This is a genomic window from Methylobacterium sp. WL18 (assembly GCF_008040015.1).
In the GTDB taxonomy this organism is placed as follows: Bacteria; Pseudomonadota; Alphaproteobacteria; order Rhizobiales; family Beijerinckiaceae; genus Methylobacterium; species Methylobacterium mesophilicum.
In genome coordinates this window covers 1-1,478 of record NZ_VRVD01000898.1, presented here as the reverse complement: position 1 = coordinate 1,478, position 1,478 = coordinate 1, and the positions used below count along the sequence as shown (strand labels likewise).

The window sequence follows — 1,478 nt, the reverse complement described above, 5'->3', positions numbered from 1 at the left end:
CATCCGCGGTGCGGACGGGGCGTACCGCCGGTTTAGCAGCCGGGGCGCGGCGCAGGCCGAGCCCGACGGGGCGGTGCGCGAATGGTTCGGCCTCGTGCTCGCCGTGCCGGACGACGCGCGGGACGCGGTGCCGGATGCCGCGATCGGGCCGCTGATCCGGGGGGCCCGGGCGGTCATCGGCTGGTCGATCCAGGACCTCGCCGCGGCCTCGGGGGTCTCGGGCTCCAGCGTCCGGCGGATGGAGGAGTTCGGCGAGGGCCCGCGTCCCAAGATCCGCCAGGCCGTCCGCCAGGCCTTCGAGAGCGCCGGGATCCGGTTCTCCACGATCGGCGCCGACCGGGTCGCCATCGAGGTCGATCTCGCGCGCTTCCCGCCAGCTTAGAGCGCTCGCCGCCGCAGTGGATGCCGGCTCTCGCGGCATCCGGCCGCAAAGCCGCCCGCCGGGCCGACGCGCGATGCCGGGCCTCTCGGACCGGGCCGTCGCCCCGCCCCCGGGAGCCGGTGTAGGCCATTCGTTAACGCCGGGTCTGCATCCATATCGGCACCGAAACCGTTGCGCGTGTCCGATTCGGCCGCCGGGGCAGCTGTCATGACCATCCTGAGCGTCATCTGCCTGGTGACCGGTGCGACCCTCGCGGGCATCGCCCCGAAGCGCTCCGTCCAGCAGGCGGCCCTGGAGAGCGCGGGCGGCAGCCTGATCGTGCTCGGGCTCGTGATCATCGGCGCGGGCCTGCCCCTGTTCGGCTGAGGCGGCGCCGCCGCACGTCCCGGCAGCGTCCCGATACCTGCGACCGCGACGGCTCTGTCGAGCCGGCTCGCGCCGCGCCATGATGGTCCGCGAGCATCGGAAAAACCGCGGCGGTCCTCGACGTCGGCATCGCCGTATCGACCGACCACGGGACGCGCTTCACGGCGCGTGTTCCAGTCTTGCGCCGTTCCCGCCCGGACGTGCCGCGATGATCGCGGCGAAAACCGGACAGATGAGACTGATATCCGCGCAAGCTTATCCTGGACCGGAGGGCTCTGGTATTTGCCGCTGATCGCCCCTATGGTTCGATCTCTTCCATGTGTCTTTGTATTTTGAAGTGTTACAAAGAACGAAGCTGAGGCTTTCCAAAGATGTCCGGTCTGGACGGGGATGACGATCCGGGCGCGCGGGTCACGGGCCGCGGGGATCCGCGGACCGGGGTTCGGGCGTTGCCCACGGGTGCGTTGGCCAAGGGAGGGTTGGCCAACGGAGGGTTGGCCTTGGGCGCGTTGGGCTTGGGAGCGTCGGGCTTGGACCGGGACGGCGAGATCGTCTCGGCGAGCCTCCTGCAGGGGCGCCGCGAGATCGTCATCCGCCATGCCGGCCAGCGGTACCGGCTCCGCATCACCGCCAACGACAAGCTGATCCTGACCAAATGACGCCATCCCCCGCCTGGTCGCGCCGCTCCCTCCTGGCCGCCGCCGCCGCGGCTGCGCTCGCCCCGCACGGT

2 protein-coding genes and 1 pseudogene are annotated in these 1,478 nt (G+C 71.2%); all 3 read left to right on the top strand.

The window, feature by feature from the left end:
- Positions 1–382 (top strand): annotated as a pseudogene (locus FV228_RS29470) (helix-turn-helix domain-containing protein); the annotation flags it as partial.
- 207 nt (positions 383–589) lie between these two features.
- Entirely contained in the window at positions 590–748 is a 159-nt protein-coding gene (locus FV228_RS33545) for a hypothetical protein (protein WP_187277971.1), read from the top strand.
- Between the two features lie 530 nt (positions 749–1,278).
- On the top strand, positions 1,279–1,407 hold the full coding sequence (locus tag FV228_RS33850; protein ID WP_238262020.1) for a hemin uptake protein HemP: 129 nt from the start codon (positions 1,279–1,281) through the stop codon (positions 1,405–1,407).
- The last annotated feature ends 71 nt before the right edge of the window (positions 1,408–1,478 follow it).

Bases quoted from the DNA above. Each gene is read 5' to 3' on its own strand.
- FV228_RS33545 (WP_187277971.1), top strand. From the start codon at position 590: ATGACCATCCTGAGCGTCATCTGCCTGGTGACCGGTGCGACCCTCGCG.